Raw genomic sequence first — 17,231 nt, 5'->3', positions numbered from 1 at the left:
GGATACAGTGCATTCGCAGCGGCGAAGACTTTGGCAGCCTTTACTCTGCGTCTTCTTCCGATTCAGAGTCCGCAGCAATCTGTTTCACCATCGCGGCCACTCCCGCAGATACCGTACGCAGAATCAATTCGTCATCCACATCCTTTGTCAACCAGTCCCGCATAGGAGCAAAGGCCGAAAGAAAGAGGATTAAATTGGCAACAACTCTGTTTCGGGGATCGTCAGGTGCAAGCCCGGTTTCGTTTTTGAGCTGACCCGCGAGTTCTTCGATTACAGCCAGGTCCCGGGCACGCATCGTTTTACGATCATCTTCCAAAAGATGCGGTACAGACCGGTAAACTAAGAGCGTTCCTTTTCGCTTTTTGCTCCACGCATCGCGTAGATATCTGGCGACATTTTCTTCAAGGGAAACATCTTCAGATTGTTTAAGGCGTTCAGATAAGGTGGGAATATCGGCGCGAAACCAAAGCTTGTTCAACAACCGCCGCAAAATATCGTTCTTATTGGCGATATAGTCATAGATACTTGCCTGATTAATTCCTGATTTTGCGCAAATGTCACGAATGGTTGTCGATGCAAAACCTTTTTGCAAAAACAATTCGAGAGCGGCATCGCAGATCTGATCAACGCGTTCCTCAACTAAGGACGTATCCTGCACGCTTCCGACTACAGCTTCGTCCAGTTGGTGGCTCGCAGGGCCCTCTATAAAATCAAACCCGGCGTTATCGTCAGTCGGCAAGCCACTACTCCCATTGATTCAATCTTCTAATGCCTGACGATACCATCTGCATCTGATATGCGCAAGACAACCGCGCGCTAGAGCGAGCCGGGTATCACAACCAATCTCTTGACCAAATATGGAGACCGCGATAGGCTGACGTTTGTCAGGTTATCGCGAAAGACGAAGAAGGTACTCAGGCTGGACACCACCAACTCCCTTTAGCGATCAAGGCGGTTTAAAAACTAAAAAATAAAAACAGCGAGGGAATACGCCATGACAAAAGGTCAATTTGACTCACCCAATGATAACGGAGGTATCAAATCCCTGTTAATCGCTAATCGTGGTGAAATCGCTGTTAGAATTGCCAGAACTGCTGCCGAAATGGGAATAGTGACAACGGCGATCTATTCCCAAGATGATCAGACCAGCCTGCATGTAAAAAGAGCGAACAAGGCGATCGAACTCCCGGGCAATGGCGCCAGAGCCTACCTTGACATGGACGCTGTGATTCAAGCGGCAATTTCCTGCGGCGCGGAAGCCATTCATCCGGGGTATGGATTTCTTTCAGAAAACCCGAATTTTGCGCGGCAGGTAGAAAAGGCAGGGTTGATTTTTATCGGACCGTCTCCTCAATCGCTGACTTTATTGGCCGATAAGATCGCCGCAAAAAATCTTGCCGATAAAATGGGTATACCTACTCTACCCGGAACCACCTCAGCGACTAGCTTGAAAGAAGCCCAGGCATTTTTTGATAATCTCCCCGACGAAGAGGTGACGGTGCTCATCAAGGCGGTAGCCGGCGGAGGGGGGCGCGGAATGAAAATAGTGACCGCCCGAAAAGACCTCCCATCTGCATGGGAGCGATGTAGATCGGAAGCCGAGGCCGCATTTGGTTGCCCCGATGTTTATGTGGAGCGGTTCCTGCCCAAGGCACGGCATCTGGAAGTCCAGATAGTAGGCGATGGCACCGGTCGTTGCATTCATTTCGGAGAGCGTGAATGCACATTGCAACGCCGACACCAGAAAGTTGTCGAAATGGCGCCCAGCCCTACGCTATCCGCGCTGGAACGTGAAACTATTACTTCATATGCTGTGAAGCTGGCGGAGAGTCAGTCTTATCGCTCTCTTGGGACATTCGAGTTTCTTCTCGATGTAAACGCAAAAGGCAGTGAAAATTTATTCTTTATTGAAGCCAATCCTCGAATTCAGGTCGAACATACCGTAACGGAAGAAGTATTTGATTGCGATCTTGTTCGCCTGCAGCTGGAAATTGCGGCCGGGAATACTCTGTCAGGTCTAGGTATCAATCAACAAAATTTGCCGTCTCCGCGAGGCTATTCCTTACAACTTCGCGTCAATATGGAGCGGATGGACATCAACGGAAATACGCTGCCGACGAGTGGCAAGATTGAAGTATATGAACCGCCTACCGGTGCGGGAATACGGGTCGACGGATTTGCCTATGCCGGATACCGTAGCTCATCGAGTTTTGATAGCCTCCTCGCGAAGCTCGTCGTTCATTCAAATCTCCCCGGTTTTGATTCAGTCCTCAGAAAAGCAGCGCGAGCACTTGAAGAATTCCGTATTCTGGGCCTTGAAACCAACTTGCAATGGTTACAGGCCCTGATTAACAGACCTGAAGTGTTGGAGAATAAAGTTACCACTCGCTTCATTGAACAACATGCGGCCGAATTGGCCAGCTCAGCTCAGGAACTATTGCCCCCTCTCTTCTTCGAGGAAGATACATCCGCTGGCGAAAAGAGGCAGGAGGTCACGGAACTTCTTCCCGGAACAGAAGGTGTGTCAGCCCCGATGCAATCTACTGTTATATCGCTATTCGTAAAAGAGGGAGATGTCGTGAAGGCAGGGGAGCAGCTGGCCGTCCTTGAAGCGATGAAAATGGAGCATGTGATTTGCTCCCCCTGTAACGGAATGATACGGGCCATTCTGACTGAAACAGGAAAAACACTTATGGAAGGGGAGCCCGTTTTCGCAATCGAACCGGGCGCCTCCTCGGAGGGACAGGTCGATATATCAGATATGATCGATCTCGATACGATCCGGAAAGACCTAGACGATGTGAGAGAGCGTCGCGCTTATGGGCTAGATGAAAACCGGCCTGAAGCTGTTGAAAAGCGTCACGGCCGCGGGCATCAGACCGCCAGGGAAAATCTCGCTCAATTGTGTGACGCGGGAACATTTCTGGAATACGGAGAGTTTGCTATCGCAGCCCAGCGGCAACGCCGGTCGCTTGACGATCTTACCCGAAACACCAGCGGAGACAGTGTCATTACAGGCCTCGGCTCGATAAATGGTGATAAGTTTAGTGAAGATAAGGCCCGCTGTGCATTTGCTATCAACGACTATATGGTTCTGGCAGGAACCCAGGGGCAACGGCATCACCGTAAGCTGGATCGTATTTTCAGTCTGGCCGGAGACCAGAACCTACCGCTAATTATGCTGGCGGAAGGGGGGGGAGGACGTCCGGGAGACACTGAGCGAATGACATACGCCGGAATTTCCAACGGTACATTCACTAAATTGGCGAATTTGAGTGGACAGGTTCCGCTCGTCGGAGTGGTATCAGGTCGATGCTTTGCGGGAAATGCCGCACTTCTTGGATGTTGCGATGTCATTATTGCTGATGAAAGCACCAATCTCGGCATGGCGGGCCCTGCCATGATTGAAGGTGGAGGCCTTGGCATCTATGAGCCTGAATCCATCGGCCCAATAGACATTCAGAGCCAAAATGGCGTTGTTGACATTCGCGTCAAGGACGAAGCTGAAGCTTGCAAGGTCGCAAAACAATATATTTCTTACTTTCAGGGAGCCGTCAGCGACTGGTCCGAGCCCGATCAGAGGGTCCTGCGCCATACTATTCCTGAAAATCGGCTACGCGTCTATGAAGTAAAACAGATAATCGAAGCCATGGCAGACGAGGGTTCCGTCCTTGAGCTACGTCGCGAATTTGGCGTCGGTATTGTCACAACCTTTATCAGAATAGAAGGTAAGCCCTTTGGCGTCATTGCCAATAACTCGCAACATCTGGGAGGAGCCATTGATGCCCCGGCGGCAGACAAAGCGTCTCGGTTCATGCAACTTTGCGACGCCTTTGATATCCCTATTGTCTCTCTTTGCGATACGCCTGGATTTATGGTCGGCCCGGAAGCTGAAAAAACCGCTTTGGTAAGGCATGTGTGCCGAATGTTTGTTACAGCCCGTTCCATCAGCGTTCCTCTCTTTGGTATCGTTTTGCGCAAATGCTACGGGTTGGGAGCCCAGGCAATGCTGGCGGGCGGCGCATATGACGATTTTTTCACTGTCTCCTGGCCGACGGGTGAATTTGGTCCAATGGGCCTCGAAGGTGCCGTGAAGCTCGGCTTTAAGCGTGAGCTCGACGCACTTACCGACCCGGTGGACAAGCAGGCACTCTACAACAAGTTGCTAGCGGAGTATTATGAGCAGGGAAAAGCAATTTCCGTCGCCTCCACTCTTGAAATAGACGCAGTTATTGACCCGGTCGAGACGCGCTGTTGGATACTGGGCGGATTAAGGTCAGCCAGCCTCCGCCCTCCATTATCCGGGCGCAAACGATCCTTTGTTGACACATGGTAATTGCCGGTCTGCAGGCAATAAGCAGGCGACGTATATATGGTCGCCGTTCTTCGCTGAAAAATCTCTTAAATATAATAAACAAAACCGGAGCATTGAAATGACTGAGGTATTAAAGAGCGAATTAACAAACGGCTTGTTAACCCTGATTATGAACCGTCCTGAAAGGCGGAACGCCCTAGATCCAAATCTGACCCTTGCATTGCGGGATGCAACTGCAGCGGCGATGGAAGATCCTGAGGTACGGGCTGTATTACTGACCGGAGCCGGGGGGCATTTTTGCGTTGGTGGTGACGTAAAGGCCATGAATGAAGGTAGCGGCCGCGATGCGCCATTGGGCCAGCGAATTCACAACCTAAAAGATCGAATGAATGCGGCGCGTTATCTACATGAGATGCCTAAACCAACAATTGCCGCAATCGAGGGATCGGCGGCTGGAGCCGGGCTTTCCCTGGCCCTCGCCTGTGATTTCCGGATCTGCGCTGAAGACTCAAAAATCACGACTGCTTTCGCGAAGGTGGGCCTTTCCGGAGATTTTGGAGGAACTTATTTTATCTCACAAATACTGGGGTCGGCAAAGGCACGGGAACTCTACCTGCTTTCGCCTCTTCTCAGTGGTTCACAGGCAGCGGATCTTGGTCTGGTGACACGCGCTGTCCCGACGGACAAAGTAATGGAAGAAGCGCGGTCCTTTGCTCTTGAGCTTGCAAACGCGCCTACTTTGACACTTGGAATGATCAAGCAAAATCTCGCATGTGCTGAAGCTGGCGGCACTTTATTGGAATGTTTTGATAAAGAAGCCCGTCATCACACGTTATGCGCCTTAACCAGTGATCATATGGAAGCGGCAGCTGCGTTTGTTGAAAAACGCAAACCTGTATTTAAAGGCGCCTAACGGCGTTGTTATCAGACGATTGCACCCTCGTCTCCGTAAGCGGAAAATGGCACAAGGTGCCAGTATGATACGCACCAATTTGCTGCTTGATATAGCGGCGTTTATATTGGTTACGGGGGAAGGATTTGAACCTACGACCTTCAGGTTATGAACCTGACGTCCCTACGGCAACACCTCCCACCAGTCCGGCCAGGTCACCTTTTTCGGCGTCCGCGTTGCCTTCAGGACCGTGCGCTGCTCCTCAAGGGTAAGATGATCATCGCCAAGGCGTTCAAGCGCGGCCTTGACGAGCCAGGGCTCCAGTGCCATGCGGGCAGTGGCCCGGTATGGATCAAGCTTTTTCGCCATGCGCAAGGGTTGAAGAGCAGTATTGACGCTCCCGGGAGAGACGGTTTCTATTGCGATCTTGGAGAATCCCCTTTCATCAACCACTTGGGCGTTTCTGCCTTCTGCGATTGCCATCATTGTGCCGCGTGCAGCTGATGTATCACCTTCAAGCCCGCGACGGGCAAGCTGGAGCAGGAATGCTTCCGCCGCCGTGACCTGCCGCTCGATACCCTCCTCCCGGATCGTCACCAGCTGCCCCAATACTGCCTCATAGGGAGCTACTTTATGGCGTCCTCTTGGTCTGCCCTTTTTGTTTCCGCTGGAGCCGCTTTTAAAACGTGTATCGACAGGCGGGTTTTTATATCCAACCTCTCTGTTCTTCCTTTTTCCATCGCTGGTCATCTACGTGTTCCTCTCGGCCATTTCAGACTATCCGAATCACGGGTGCAGCGTTGGATCTCCAAGGTCTGCTTTTCAGTCAGTTTTTTGACACCCCGACGTTTGCCCATGGCCATCTGCACTGCCCAGGGCTCGAGCAGCATTTGAGGGCGGTCACTTTTAAAGTCCTGACGCCGCGGATCGAGGGCCGTAACCTTAAGCAGCAAAAGGGCATCATCCGCATTGCTCGGGTCACCCGTATATTTAAGAGCCACTGCCTTCGGTGATTTCTTCCGGTTCTCTGCCGCAAGGTATTTGTCGCGTTTTACAATCCATTTCAGGATCTCACGCTGTGCCATCCGGTTACCGTCCAATGCGTCCTGAAAGGTGCGTTGCTGCAGCGCCTCTTCTACTTTGATCTCTTTCAATTTTCCGTTACGATTAACCGTCACGGTCTTGTCCATAATCACATTAATAGCGGACACACTGCGATGTTCGACTTTGGATTTCGGGCGGCCCTTTGGATTGCCGCTTTGGCCTGGCTTGAACCGCCCCGAGACGGGAGGGTTGCCCCTCGTTGGTTTGTCATTCATTGAGCTGCCCTCTCCTCAAGGCGGGGCTCTTTTCCGGTGAGCGCGCACCAACGCTCGAGGGCAACATCGACATAGGCCGGATCGATCTCGACACCGCGGAAGCGGCGCCCTGCCCGTTCAGCTGCAATCAGGGTCGTGCCCGAGCCCAGAAAGATATCGAGAACTACATCGCCGTGACGGGTCACATCCTTGATCGCATCCGCGACCAGCCCCGTCGGCTTGACGGTCGGATGTAGCGCAAGATCCTCGCGCCGGCTGCCGCGGAAGGAGTTGACCGAGGCATAATCCCAGACATTGGTCCGATTGCGACCATGTTTGCCAAGCTCCACCATATTGAGATGTGTTGCCTCCCCGACCCGATAGACAAATATCAGTTCATGCTTTGAGCGATAGAGCGAGCCCATCCCGGCATTGGATTTGCTCCAGATGCAAAGATTGAGAAAGGCGCCATAGATATCATGAGCAACAGCAGTCACATCCTCCATATGGCGCCAGTCCATACAGATAAAGTGAACGGCCCCATCCCGGGAGACAGTTTTGCAGGCCCCCAGTGTCTCTTTAAGGAAAGTCCGGAATTCCGTCTCACTCATCTCGCCGGACGCCATGGCGAACTCCCGATGTCGATCACTGGTGTTGGCATGTCCGCTGATCCGGACATTGTAGGGTGGATCCAGAAAGGCCGCATCGATTTGTGTATCTGCGCCAACCACCTTTTGTAAAAACGCGAGGTCACGACCGTCCCCGCAGCCAATGCGGTGATCCCCGAGTATCCAGATATCTCCTGCTTTGGTTCTCGGGGTTTCCGGGACAGCCGGAATGACCTCATCGTCGGGATCTGCCTGCCCCTCCAGAATTACATCGATCTCACCGGTCGAGAACCCGGTCAGGGTCACATCCATATCGACATCAAGGGTGGCGAGGTCAGAGAGTTCCAGCTTGAGGATTTCCATATCCCATCCGGCATTGAGCGCGATCTTGTTATCCGCGAGCCGCAGCGCCCGCTTCTGCGTATCCGTGAGCCCTGTTAGGGTAATGACCGGCACTTCATCAAGACCCATCGCCTTTGCTGCAAGCAGGCGCCCGTGCCCGGCAATCAATAGACCTTCCGGATCAACCAGAATCGGGTTGGTAAAACCAAACTCATCAATCGAGGCTCTGATCTGCTCGATCTGCTTTTTCGAATGGGTGCGCGTATTCCGGGGATCCGGCACCAGATCACTCACCGGACGATAGGTCACGGTCAACTGGTTTTTAATTTTGGGCCCTTCATTCATTTCGTATGTTCAATAATCTGATTGCACCATATGTGGTATATTAGAGAGGAATAAAGCCCCTGCCAAGATCTATATGAGACGACAATCTCGAAGGACTGGACTTTGGTGCGCAAAGGAGCGTCACTGTCTCTGTGCCCGTTTGCCGGGCTGTTGTCGGTACGGACGGAATGGTTCCGCCCGATAGCAGGAGACTAAACTCATGGCATCCCACACTCCCTACTCTTCAAACCGCAAGCAGGGCAAAGCAAACAGTACGGCGGCCCGTAAAACCTCAACAGCCAAGCCCTCCAAACTTGATCGGATGATCATACTTCTCCGTCAAAAGAATGGCGTTTCTCTCGAGGAGCTCTGCAAGGTCACTGGCTGGCAGTCCCACTCGGTACGCGGTGCGATAGCCGGCTCATTAAAGAAGAAGGGTCATCTGATAACGTCTGAGAAGATCGACAGTGTTCGCCGCTACCGCATCGGAGATCCTTCATGAAAAGCATTTCCAATCTTGATGAAGAGGTCAGGTCGCTGGAGAGGCTTGGATTGAAAGATCTCCGCGCGCTCTGGGCCGCCCGTTTCGGACCACCGCCCAAATTACGCTCCGAAGAGCTGTTGCGTCTGATGCTGGCCTGGCGTCTGCAGGCAGAGGCTCTGGGTGGGATCACGCCCGAAACACGTCGTCTTCTCAATCGTCGCGGAGCCATTGCCTCCGAAGGCCGTGCCCTTGGTGACGGCGCGATCCTACGACGAGACTGGCAGGGACGGCAGATCGAAGTTGTGGTCAAGGCGGAGGGCTTTTTCTGGGAAGAAAAATCCTATCCGAGCCTTTCCGCCGTCGCCCGGGCAGCGACCGGCACCCGCTGGAACGGGCCGCGCTTCTTTGGTCTGCGCGAGGGCAGCCGATGAAGCCCCCCGTCCGGCGCTGCGCCATTTATACCCGCAAGAGCTCCGAGGAAGGGCTTGAACAAAGTTTTAACAGCCTCGATGCCCAGCGGGAGGCCTGCGAAGCCTATATCAAGAGCCAGGCAAGTGAAGGCTGGCGTGCCCTCCCCGCCCGCTATGACGATGGTGGCTATTCCGGTGGCAGTATGCAACGTCCCGGGCTTCAGAAACTGCTCTTCGATATCTCGTCAGGAAAGATCGACATTGTGGTCGTCTACAAGATAGATCGCCTGACCCGTGCACTTGCGGACTTTGCCCGCATGGTGGAGCTGTTTGAACAGCATGCCGTCAGTTTTGTCAGTGTCACGCAATCCTTTAACACCACCTCCAGCATGGGACGGCTGACCCTCAATGTGCTGCTCTCCTTTGCCCAGTTCGAGCGCGAGGTCACGGGAGAGCGTATCCGCGACAAGATCGCCGCCTCCAAGAAGAAGGGGATGTGGATGGGCGGCAGCCCGCCGCTTGGCTATGATCTGCCGGAGGCAGGCTCCCATAGCTTACGGATAAACAAAGCCGAGGCGGAGACAGTCCGCTGGGTCTTTGAAAGTTATCTTGAGCTCAAATCCGTCCATGCCCTGGTAAGAGAGCTTGATAAGAAAGGTGTTCGATCAAAGACCCGAACGACGCTTAAAGGAAGAACCATTGGCGGCGAGCCCTTCAGCCGCGGCGCGCTTTTTCATCTGCTCCGAAGCCGTGTCTATCTTGGCGAGGTTCCCCATAAGGATCAATCTCATCCCGGACTGCATGACGCAATAATCGAGGCGGAACTGTTCGAAGCCGTGCAGGTGCAGTTGGATGAGAACAGCCGACGTCGCAGGGCGACTGGAAAGAGCGTGGCGCGATCACCGCTCGCGGGGCGGATATTTGATACGGACGGTCAGCCCATGTCTCCGACCTTTGCCTATGGTCGTGGAGGCAAGCTGTATCGATATTATGTGTCCGCCTCTTTGCAGCGCGGCGCAAAGCGGGACCAGCAAGACGATGCACCGCGGCGTGTATCAGCAACGGCACTCGAGGCTCGGTTGCTTAAAACACTGATCCGTCTTCTCCCTGACCTTGAGGATGAACCGTTTCATCTTGCACGACGCATCGAAATCCACGCAAAGCGTGTCGATGTACTTCTAACCCTCAAGTTTATCGGCAAGATCGGGGAAAACCTTAATACCGGTGAGCGTGCTGTGCGCGATCTGACGGAGCCGGATCAGCTGCGGCTGACCCTGCCCTGGCGGATGCAGACGCGCGGGGGACGGACTGACATCCTTGCCGGCGATAAAAACACGCCGCAACCGGATCCGTCCTTGATCCGGGCCTTGCGCAGCGCTCATGCGATGCTTGATCAAAAGCCCAGAAAAGCTCCGACCCTACAGGCAGCACCCACCTCTCCCTGGCGGCGCAACCTGGTCCGGCTTGCTTTTCTGGCCCCCGATATCCAGCGCCTCATCCTGAATGGAGGTCAGCCGGATCATTTGACACTTGCGCTTTTGATGAAGGAAGAGGTCCCGTTGCTCTGGTCGGAACAGCATCGCAAGTTCGCCATAGACAGCGCGAATTGATGCCAGCTTGAGCCCCTAAAGAAAATCCCTTAAGTCACCTGTAAATACGCTTAAAACACCCTGTTAATACCAATAACAGGCCCTGTTATGGCAATTAATCACCCTGTTATGACGGAAAAACAGGAAAGTGGCGAAACACATCTGTAATGCACTGTTTTTACTTCATAAAATATTTTGTCTTTCGAGAACAGACATCTATTTTACCCTGTTAACGGTCATTTTTATAAAAAATTCCCTGTTAATGTCCCTGTTCAAGGGAAACTCACCCTACCATCAAACAGGCAGAGACGGGCGGGCAATTTGCATCCTAATAGCCGTTATCTGACGGTCCGGAGACGATGCCTGGAAAGGGATTGGCGGCGTATAAACGCCCTGATACGGGCGGTTACAGGTAACGGCCAGGATCGGAGACGGATTGTCAGGGGTGCGTGGCGGAGGGAGGGGGATTCGAACCCCCGATACGGTTCCCCGTATACACACTTTCCAGGCGTGCGCCTTCAGCCACTCGGCCACCCCTCCGCAATCGCGCCCTATTTTAACTGGAGGGCGCGCGGGGAATATACTTGAGAAGGGCGAGAATGCAAGGGGTCAAACCTGACTTTGGCAAATTAATAACACCATGATGACAATCGGGTGAAGACATGAGAGAAGCTTTGAACTCTTGTGTATTTCAACGTACCATCCGACGCATGATACATGCTGGTGGAATGAAACAGTGATAATCGGTCGCCTCATAGGCTGGATTTTAGTCGGCTGTGCCTTTCTGGTGCTCGGTCACGATATCCTGCTATATCTGAATACCGAAGCTTGGCACTCCATTTTACTGGGAGAGCTTTGGTATAATCTTAATCCAGAAGGTCTGAATTTAACGCAGGCTATCGTCCAGCGCTACCTGACCCCCATGCTATGGGATCCGGTTATCCTGACGGTGCTGTTGTGGCCTGCCTGGTTGGTTTTTCTCGCACCTGGTGTCGTGTTTCTTTTACTCTTTCGCAAGAGACGGCCCGCTAACAGTCGCCGCTTCTTGAATTAATCATCCCCCATTTTGAGGGCCGCCAGAAATGCTTCCTGCGGGATGTCAACATTGCCGACGGATCGCATCCGCTTTTTGCCTTTCTTCTGCTTTTCCAGAAGCTTTTTCTTTCGGGTAATATCGCCGCCATAGCATTTCGCTGTCACGTCCTTCCGAAGGGCCGAAATTGTCTCCCGTGCGACAACTTTTCCGCCGATCGCTGCCTGTAGCGCAATCTTGAAGAGCTGCCGGGGGATAAGGTCTTTAAGCCGCTCGCACAGCTGACGGCCGCGCGCTTCCGCCTGATCGCGATGAACAATCATGGCAAGCGCATCTACGGGTTCGCTGTTCACAAGGATGGATAACTTTACCAGATCACTTTCGACATAACTGTCAATTTCATAGTCAAAGCTGGCATATCCGCGCGTAACCGATTTCAGGCGATCATAAAAATCAAACACAACTTCATTAAGCGGCAATTTATAGACGACCATGGCCCGGTTGCCGGCATAGGTCAGGTCAGCCTGCACACCGCGCTTGTCTTCACAGAGCTTCAGAACCTGTCCAAGAAATTCGTCCGGCACCATGATCGTCGCCTTGATCCAGGGTTCCTCAATCCGGTCAATTTGCATCACATCGGGCATATCCGCCGGGTTATGCATCTCTACCATCGAACCGTTCCGCATAAACAGATGATAGACAACGGAAGGCGCTGTGGTAATGAGATCGAGATCGAATTCGCGCTCCAGTCGCTCCTGAATAATTTCAAGATGCAATAACCCCAAGAAACCACATCGAAAGCCGAAACCAAGCGCAGCAGATGTCTCGGCCTCGAAAGAAAAGCTCGCGTCATTGAGGCGAAGCTTGCCAAGACTAGATTTCAACTCGGTAAAGTCCGCCGCGTCAATTGGGAAGAGGCCACAGAAGACGACCGGTTGATTGGGTTTAAAGCCGGGGAGTGGCTCAGATGCGGGCTTGCGATCATCAGTAATCGTGTCGCCGACCTTTGTATCCGCAACCTGCTTGATGGCGGCGGTCATGAACCCGATTTCGCCCGGCCCCAGCTCATCCACCACCAGACCTTTTGGCGTGAAGACGCCCACCCGATCAACAAGGTAACTCGCACCGGTTTCCATCATCCGGATTTTCTGGCTTTTTTTGATGACGCCCGCACGAACGCGGAACAGCACGACAACACCCAGATAAGCGTCATACCAGCTATCGATTAGAAGCGCCTGCAGCGGTGCGTTGCGATCCCCTTTTGGAGGCGGGATATGGGCGACGACAGCCTCAAGCACCTCTTCAATACCCTGGCCGGTTTTCGCAGAAATCGGGATCGCCCCGCTTGCGTCAATACCAATTACTTCCTCAATCTGCTCGACAACCCGATCGACATCTGCCGCCGGCAGATCCACCTTGTTCAGCACCGGCAGGATTTCGTGATTAACCTCTATTGCCTGATACACGTTGGCGAGGGTTTGCGCTTCAACCCCCTGGCTGGCATCGACGACCAGCACCGAACCTTCACAGGCGGAGAGTGAGCGGTTCACCTCATAGGCAAAATCCACATGGCCGGGCGTATCGATCAGGTTAAGGGTATATGTTTCGCCATCCTTCGCTGTATACAGCAACCGAACCGTCTGCGCCTTGATCGTGATGCCACGCTCGCGCTCGATATCCATGCTGTCCAGAACCTGATGCTGCATCTCGCGATCATCCAGACCACCACACATCTGGATCAGGCGATCGGCAAGCGTCGATTTACCATGATCGATATGGGCAATGATCGAGAAATTCCGGATTTTACTGAGTTCTGTCATTTGGGTACTTTTCAAGTGTCCTGGCTGTTCATCCAACTAGCAGCTTTGGGGGCAAATTCAATCGAATTCATGTAAATCAAATTGACGCGTCCGAATAGCTACCTTTATCCGATGGAATTTTCATAATCCCCGAGCCGCTAAATGCTGTCTTACCGTCTGCCGTCAGGATACATGTCGCGAATAACAGGCCACGGGTTTGCTTTACAAGCTGGGTCCGTCCCTCCAGCCAGGCGCCTTTTTGCACCGGCGCCACAAAATCACAGGACATCTGTATCGTCGGAATGAATTTCCGAAGCCCGGATAAGGCCAAAGCCCCGACACCAAGTTGCATATCGGCAAATGTCATCAGCATTCCGCCGTGGCATATTCCGGCAATATTGCAATGTTTGTCCTCGATCCGAAGTCCGAGATAGGCATCCCCCTCGACCCTTTTTACCATCAGCAGGCCTGTCAGTTCGACAAATCCGACATTGCCCTCGAACTCTTTAAACCCTTCTGGTGCATTATTCGTCATTCTTCTCTCCAGAAACGGAACAAGGGGAGCAAAAATCGCTCCCCTTTTTTCTTCCGGTCGTCCTTTTTAATTGCGTAGGCTGCCGCCTGTCGCTTTCTCGACACTCCCGATGACCTTGGCCGCAACCGCATCGATTTCCTCTTCTGTCAGAGTCCGGTCCATCGGTTGCAGCCGCACAGAAAAGGCCACAGATTTCCGGCCTTCCGCCATTCGGCCGCCTTGATAGATATCAAAGATGGAAACATCCTTGATCAGCTTTTTATCGCTGCCCTTCACGGCCCGAATAATGGTATCCGCCGGGGTATCTGCATCCACCTCAAAAGCAAAATCGCGCTCTACCGCCTGATAATCCGAGACGATCAAAGGCGGGCGAGCCGTTGCGGTCGCTTTTGGAAGCGGCACGTTATCAAGATAAACTTCAAACCCGACCATCGGCCCTTTCACTTTCATGGCGTCCAGTACGCGGGGGTGCAATTCCCCAAACGCCGCCAACCGGTTCTTTGGGCCGAGTTGCATGACACCGGAACGCCCCGGATGGTACCAGTCCGGAGCCCCTGTCACGATCTGAACAGAGTCAGCAGGACCGCCTACCGCATCCAGCAGCGCCAGCGCATCTGCTTTTGCGTCAAAGGCATCGAACTTACGGCCATTGCCCGCCCAATGGCGCGGTGATGTCTGCCCGACACGAATGCCGCCCGCAACGGTGACTTGCCCATCAACCTGATCCGAATGATACTCCGAACCAACTTCAAACAGGGAGATATCTGCAAAGCCACGTGACATATTCCGTCCTGCCGCCGCAATCAGATTTGGCAGAAGGGAGGGACGCATGGCGTCAAGGTCGGCGCTGATCGGATTGACCAGAACAATCTCGTCCGGCACGCCACCAAACAGATCTGCATGGGATCGCGGAAGGAATGACCAGCTCACCGCCTCCATCATCCCGCGCGCAGCGAGCGAACGCTTGGCAATCCGGACGCGCCGTTGCTTTGCATTGACTGCCGGTTTCGCCACGACATTTTCCATCGGTAACGGAACCGGTTGGATATTGTCATACCCGTAAATACGCAGAACCTCTTCCACCAGATCCGCCTCACCATCGACATCCATCCGCCAGGAGGGAACCTGTGTTCGGATAACGTCACCAGCCTCTTCCGGGGCAAATCCAAGTCTGTCGAGAATTGCGATCATTTCCGAGGGCTGGACTTCAACACCGCCAAGTTCTTTTACACGGGCCTTTCGCAATTCAACTGTTTTTTGCCAGGCGGGTCCATCGCCCGCAACAACCACCTCGCTAGGCTCACCGCCACAGATATCAAGCACGAGCCGTGTCGCAATTTCCATTGAGGGTTCGACGAAATCCGGATCAACTCCGCGTTCGAAACGATAGCGGGCGTCGGATTCAATCCCAAGCTTGCGCCCCGTGGTCGCTATACGCACGGGATCGAACAAGGCCGCCTCGATAAACACATTCACGGTATCTTCGGAACAGCCTGTCACTTCGCCGCCCATAACACCACCAAGACCGACGGCGGTTTTATCGTCCGCAATCACGCATGTTTCTGCATCAAGCTTGTACTCTTCCCCATCAAGTGCGAGCAGCGTTTCCCCGGCTTCAGACAACCGCGCCTGAATATCACCATTGATCTTGTCCGCATCAAATACATGAAGCGGGCGGGCGAGATCAAACGTCATATAATTTGTCATGTCGACCAATGCCGAAATCGGCCGAAGCCCGATAGCGCGTAACTTGTCCTGCAGCCATTTGGGGCTGGGGCCGTTTTTAACTCCGCGAATATAACGGCCGACAAATTTTGAACAGGGAAGCGGATCGACATTCCTAAAATTAAGGTTGACCCCAATCGGACTTTTAAACTTTCCCGCAACTGGGCTGGTGTCCAGCGGTTTCAATGTGCCGAAACCGCTCGCTGCAAGATCGCGGGCGATACCATAGACGCCAAGCGCATCCTGATGATTTGGTGTAATCGCAATTTCAATGACCGGATCATCAAGGCCCGACAGAGCCGCGAACGAAGCGCCGATTTCGGCATCTTCCGGCATTTCAATGATCCCGTCATGTTCATCGGAAAGACCCATCTCACGCTCGGAGACCAGCATGCCATTGCTCTCGACGCCGCGAATTTTTGTCGGCTTCAGCCAGAGATCTGTCCCCGGCACATAGGCACCGGACGGGGCAAACACGCCCTTCATGCCAGTCCGGGCATTCGGCGCACCGCAAACAACCTGCACAACCTCGCTACCGGTATCAACCTTGCAGACACGCAAGCGATCCGCATCCGGATGCTGTACAGCCTCGACCACATGCGCGACCCTAAAGTCCGCCAATTCCTTCGCTCGATCCGAAACGTCCTCCACTTCCAATCCAATTGAGGTCAGCCGATCTGTCAAGTCATCCAGTGTCGCATCATAGTCAAGATGCTCTTTCAGCCAGGAAATCGTGAATTTCATCGTGACAGCCCTCCCCCGAGTGTTGGCACATCGAGTGGCACAAATCCGTAATGCTTAAGCCAGCGTAAATCAGAATCAAAGAAAGCACGGAGGTCCGGGATACCATATTTCAGCATTGCAATCCGGTCTATTCCCATCCCCCAGGCAAAGCCCTGATATTCCGCCGGATCAAGTCCGCAATGCTCCAATACCCTCGGATTGACCATGCCGCAGCCAAGAATCTCAAGCCAGTCATCACCCTCGCCAACTTTCACATGATCACCAGCGAAGGTGCAGCGGATATCCATCTCCGCCGACGGTTCGGTGAAGGGGAAATAGGACGGTCGGAACCGCATTGTGACTTCCTCCAGCTCGAAGAAAGCCTTGCAGAACTCCGCCAGCACACCTTTCAGATGCCCCATATGGCTGGTCTTGTCGATAACCAACCCCTCGATTTGATGAAACATCGGCGTGTGGGTCTGATCGGAGTCGCTCCGGAAGGTTCGTCCCGGCACGACAATACGATGCGGTGGCTTTTGTGACTGCATTGTACGAATCTGCACCGTCGACGTGTGAGTTCGTAAAAGCTGGCGAGAGCCATCCTCTTTCTCCGGCAGATAAAAGGTATCATGCATCTGCCGGGCCGGATGTTCCGGCGGAATATTCAGTGCGGTAAAGTTATTGAAATCATTTTCAATATCCGGGCCTTCGGCAATATCAAATCCCATCCCGGCAAAAATTTCGGTAATTTCATCCATTACCTGACTGATGGGATGAATACGCCCTATCTGCTCCGGCCGGGCCGGCAGGGTAATGTCTATCTTTTCCTGCTGCAGCTTCGCATCCAGCGCCGCCGCGTGCAGTCCGGATTTTGCCTCGTCAATGGCATTCCCCACCGTGATCTTCAACTTGTTGAGCTTTGGCGCAACTTCCTGGCGTTCTGCCGGATCCATCTGACCCAGACCCCGCATCATCAGGCTGACACTGCCTTTCTTGCCGAGCGCGGAAATCCGCAAAGACTCCAGCGAATCAAGATCGGTAACACTTCCAATCTTCGCCAGCAATTCCTGTTCAAGCTTTTCAATATCCTGCATCACAACTCGCAAATAAAAAAGGGGCCACAAACGGGGCCCCCTTTTAATAAAGTGGTCTAC

The 17,231-nt window shown here is 53.2% G+C and carries 14 protein-coding genes and 1 tRNA gene; 6 read left to right on the top strand and 9 right to left on the bottom strand.

Annotated elements, in window-relative coordinates; all coding sequences use genetic code 11:
* Positions 1 to 40 precede the first annotated feature (40 nt).
* Positions 41 to 739, bottom strand: coding sequence for a TetR/AcrR family transcriptional regulator (locus tag AACZ19_RS17785; protein ID WP_339635860.1), 699 nt, complete (start codon positions 737 to 739; stop codon positions 41 to 43).
* Between the two features lie 255 nt (positions 740 to 994).
* Here AACZ19_RS17785 and AACZ19_RS17780 point away from each other — a divergent pair, with 255 nt between their 5' ends.
* Both AACZ19_RS17780 and AACZ19_RS17775 read left to right on the top strand, forming a co-directional pair.
* Entirely contained in the window at positions 995 to 4,336 is a 3,342-nt protein-coding gene (locus AACZ19_RS17780; RefSeq protein WP_339635859.1) for a carboxyl transferase domain-containing protein, read from the top strand.
* A 97-nt stretch (positions 4,337 to 4,433) separates the two neighbouring features.
* Complete coding sequence (locus AACZ19_RS17775; RefSeq protein ID WP_339635858.1) at positions 4,434 to 5,228, top strand: enoyl-CoA hydratase; 795 nt, start codon at positions 4,434 to 4,436, stop codon at positions 5,226 to 5,228.
* A gap of 162 nt (positions 5,229 to 5,390) precedes the next feature.
* Here AACZ19_RS17775 and AACZ19_RS17770 read toward each other — a convergent pair whose 3' ends face one another.
* From AACZ19_RS17770 to AACZ19_RS17760, 3 genes are read right to left on the bottom strand one after another with little or no spacing between them, the layout of a single operon-like run.
* Complete coding sequence (locus AACZ19_RS17770) at positions 5,391 to 5,957, bottom strand: DUF5681 domain-containing protein (RefSeq protein WP_339635857.1); 567 nt, start codon at positions 5,955 to 5,957, stop codon at positions 5,391 to 5,393.
* Positions 5,954 to 6,526: a DUF5681 domain-containing protein gene (locus AACZ19_RS17765; RefSeq protein WP_339635856.1), complete on the bottom strand. Its 573-nt coding sequence runs from the start codon at positions 6,524 to 6,526 to the stop codon at positions 5,954 to 5,956. Before AACZ19_RS17765 ends, AACZ19_RS17770 begins: the two co-directional genes overlap by 4 nt.
* Entirely contained in the window at positions 6,523 to 7,800 is a 1,278-nt protein-coding gene (locus AACZ19_RS17760) for a DNA methyltransferase (RefSeq protein ID WP_339635855.1), read from the bottom strand. The genes AACZ19_RS17765 and AACZ19_RS17760 overlap by 4 nt, the downstream gene beginning before the upstream one ends.
* 199 nt (positions 7,801 to 7,999) lie before the next feature.
* Here AACZ19_RS17760 and AACZ19_RS17755 point away from each other — a divergent pair, with 199 nt between their 5' ends.
* The 3 genes from AACZ19_RS17755 to AACZ19_RS17745 are packed head-to-tail and all read left to right on the top strand — an operon-like array spanning position 8,000 to position 10,283.
* Positions 8,000 to 8,281: a DUF3489 domain-containing protein gene (locus AACZ19_RS17755; protein ID WP_339635854.1), complete on the top strand. Its 282-nt coding sequence runs from the start codon at positions 8,000 to 8,002 to the stop codon at positions 8,279 to 8,281.
* Positions 8,278 to 8,694, top strand: coding sequence for a DUF2924 domain-containing protein (locus AACZ19_RS17750; RefSeq protein ID WP_339635853.1), 417 nt, complete (start codon positions 8,278 to 8,280; stop codon positions 8,692 to 8,694). Before AACZ19_RS17755 ends, AACZ19_RS17750 begins: the two co-directional genes overlap by 4 nt.
* Positions 8,691 to 10,283 (top strand): recombinase family protein, encoded by a 1,593-nt coding sequence (locus AACZ19_RS17745; protein ID WP_339635852.1) that lies wholly within the window; start codon positions 8,691 to 8,693, stop codon positions 10,281 to 10,283. The genes AACZ19_RS17750 and AACZ19_RS17745 overlap by 4 nt, the downstream gene beginning before the upstream one ends.
* Positions 10,284 to 10,712: 429 nt before the next feature.
* Here AACZ19_RS17745 and AACZ19_RS17740 read toward each other — a convergent pair.
* A tRNA-Ser gene (locus AACZ19_RS17740) sits at positions 10,713 to 10,802 on the bottom strand.
* A gap of 196 nt (positions 10,803 to 10,998) precedes the next feature.
* On the opposite strand from AACZ19_RS17740, the gene AACZ19_RS17735 reads away from it, so the two are divergent.
* Entirely contained in the window at positions 10,999 to 11,316 is a 318-nt protein-coding gene (locus tag AACZ19_RS17735; protein WP_339635851.1) for a hypothetical protein, read from the top strand.
* Here AACZ19_RS17735 and lepA read toward each other — a convergent pair.
* The 4 genes from lepA to pheS all read right to left on the bottom strand — a co-directional run bounded on the left by lepA (position 11,313) and on the right by pheS (position 17,171).
* Complete coding sequence (gene lepA / locus AACZ19_RS17730) at positions 11,313 to 13,115, bottom strand: translation elongation factor 4 (protein ID WP_339635850.1); 1,803 nt, start codon at positions 13,113 to 13,115, stop codon at positions 11,313 to 11,315. The genes AACZ19_RS17735 and lepA overlap by 4 nt on opposite strands.
* Positions 13,116 to 13,191: 76 nt before the next feature.
* Complete coding sequence (locus AACZ19_RS17725; protein ID WP_339635849.1) at positions 13,192 to 13,629, bottom strand: PaaI family thioesterase; 438 nt, start codon at positions 13,627 to 13,629, stop codon at positions 13,192 to 13,194.
* A gap of 66 nt (positions 13,630 to 13,695) precedes the next feature.
* Positions 13,696 to 16,098, bottom strand: coding sequence for a phenylalanine--tRNA ligase subunit beta (pheT, locus tag AACZ19_RS17720; protein ID WP_339635848.1), 2,403 nt, complete (start codon positions 16,096 to 16,098; stop codon positions 13,696 to 13,698).
* Positions 16,095 to 17,171 (bottom strand): phenylalanine--tRNA ligase subunit alpha, encoded by a 1,077-nt coding sequence (pheS, locus tag AACZ19_RS17715; RefSeq protein ID WP_339635847.1) that lies wholly within the window; start codon positions 17,169 to 17,171, stop codon positions 16,095 to 16,097. Before pheS ends, pheT begins: the two co-directional genes overlap by 4 nt.
* Between the last annotated feature and the right edge of the window lie 60 nt (positions 17,172 to 17,231).

Source organism: uncultured Sneathiella sp., from assembly GCF_963973085.1.
Classification (GTDB): Bacteria; Pseudomonadota; Alphaproteobacteria; order Sneathiellales; family Sneathiellaceae; genus Sneathiella.
This window is presented reverse-complemented; position numbering and strand designations above follow the sequence as displayed.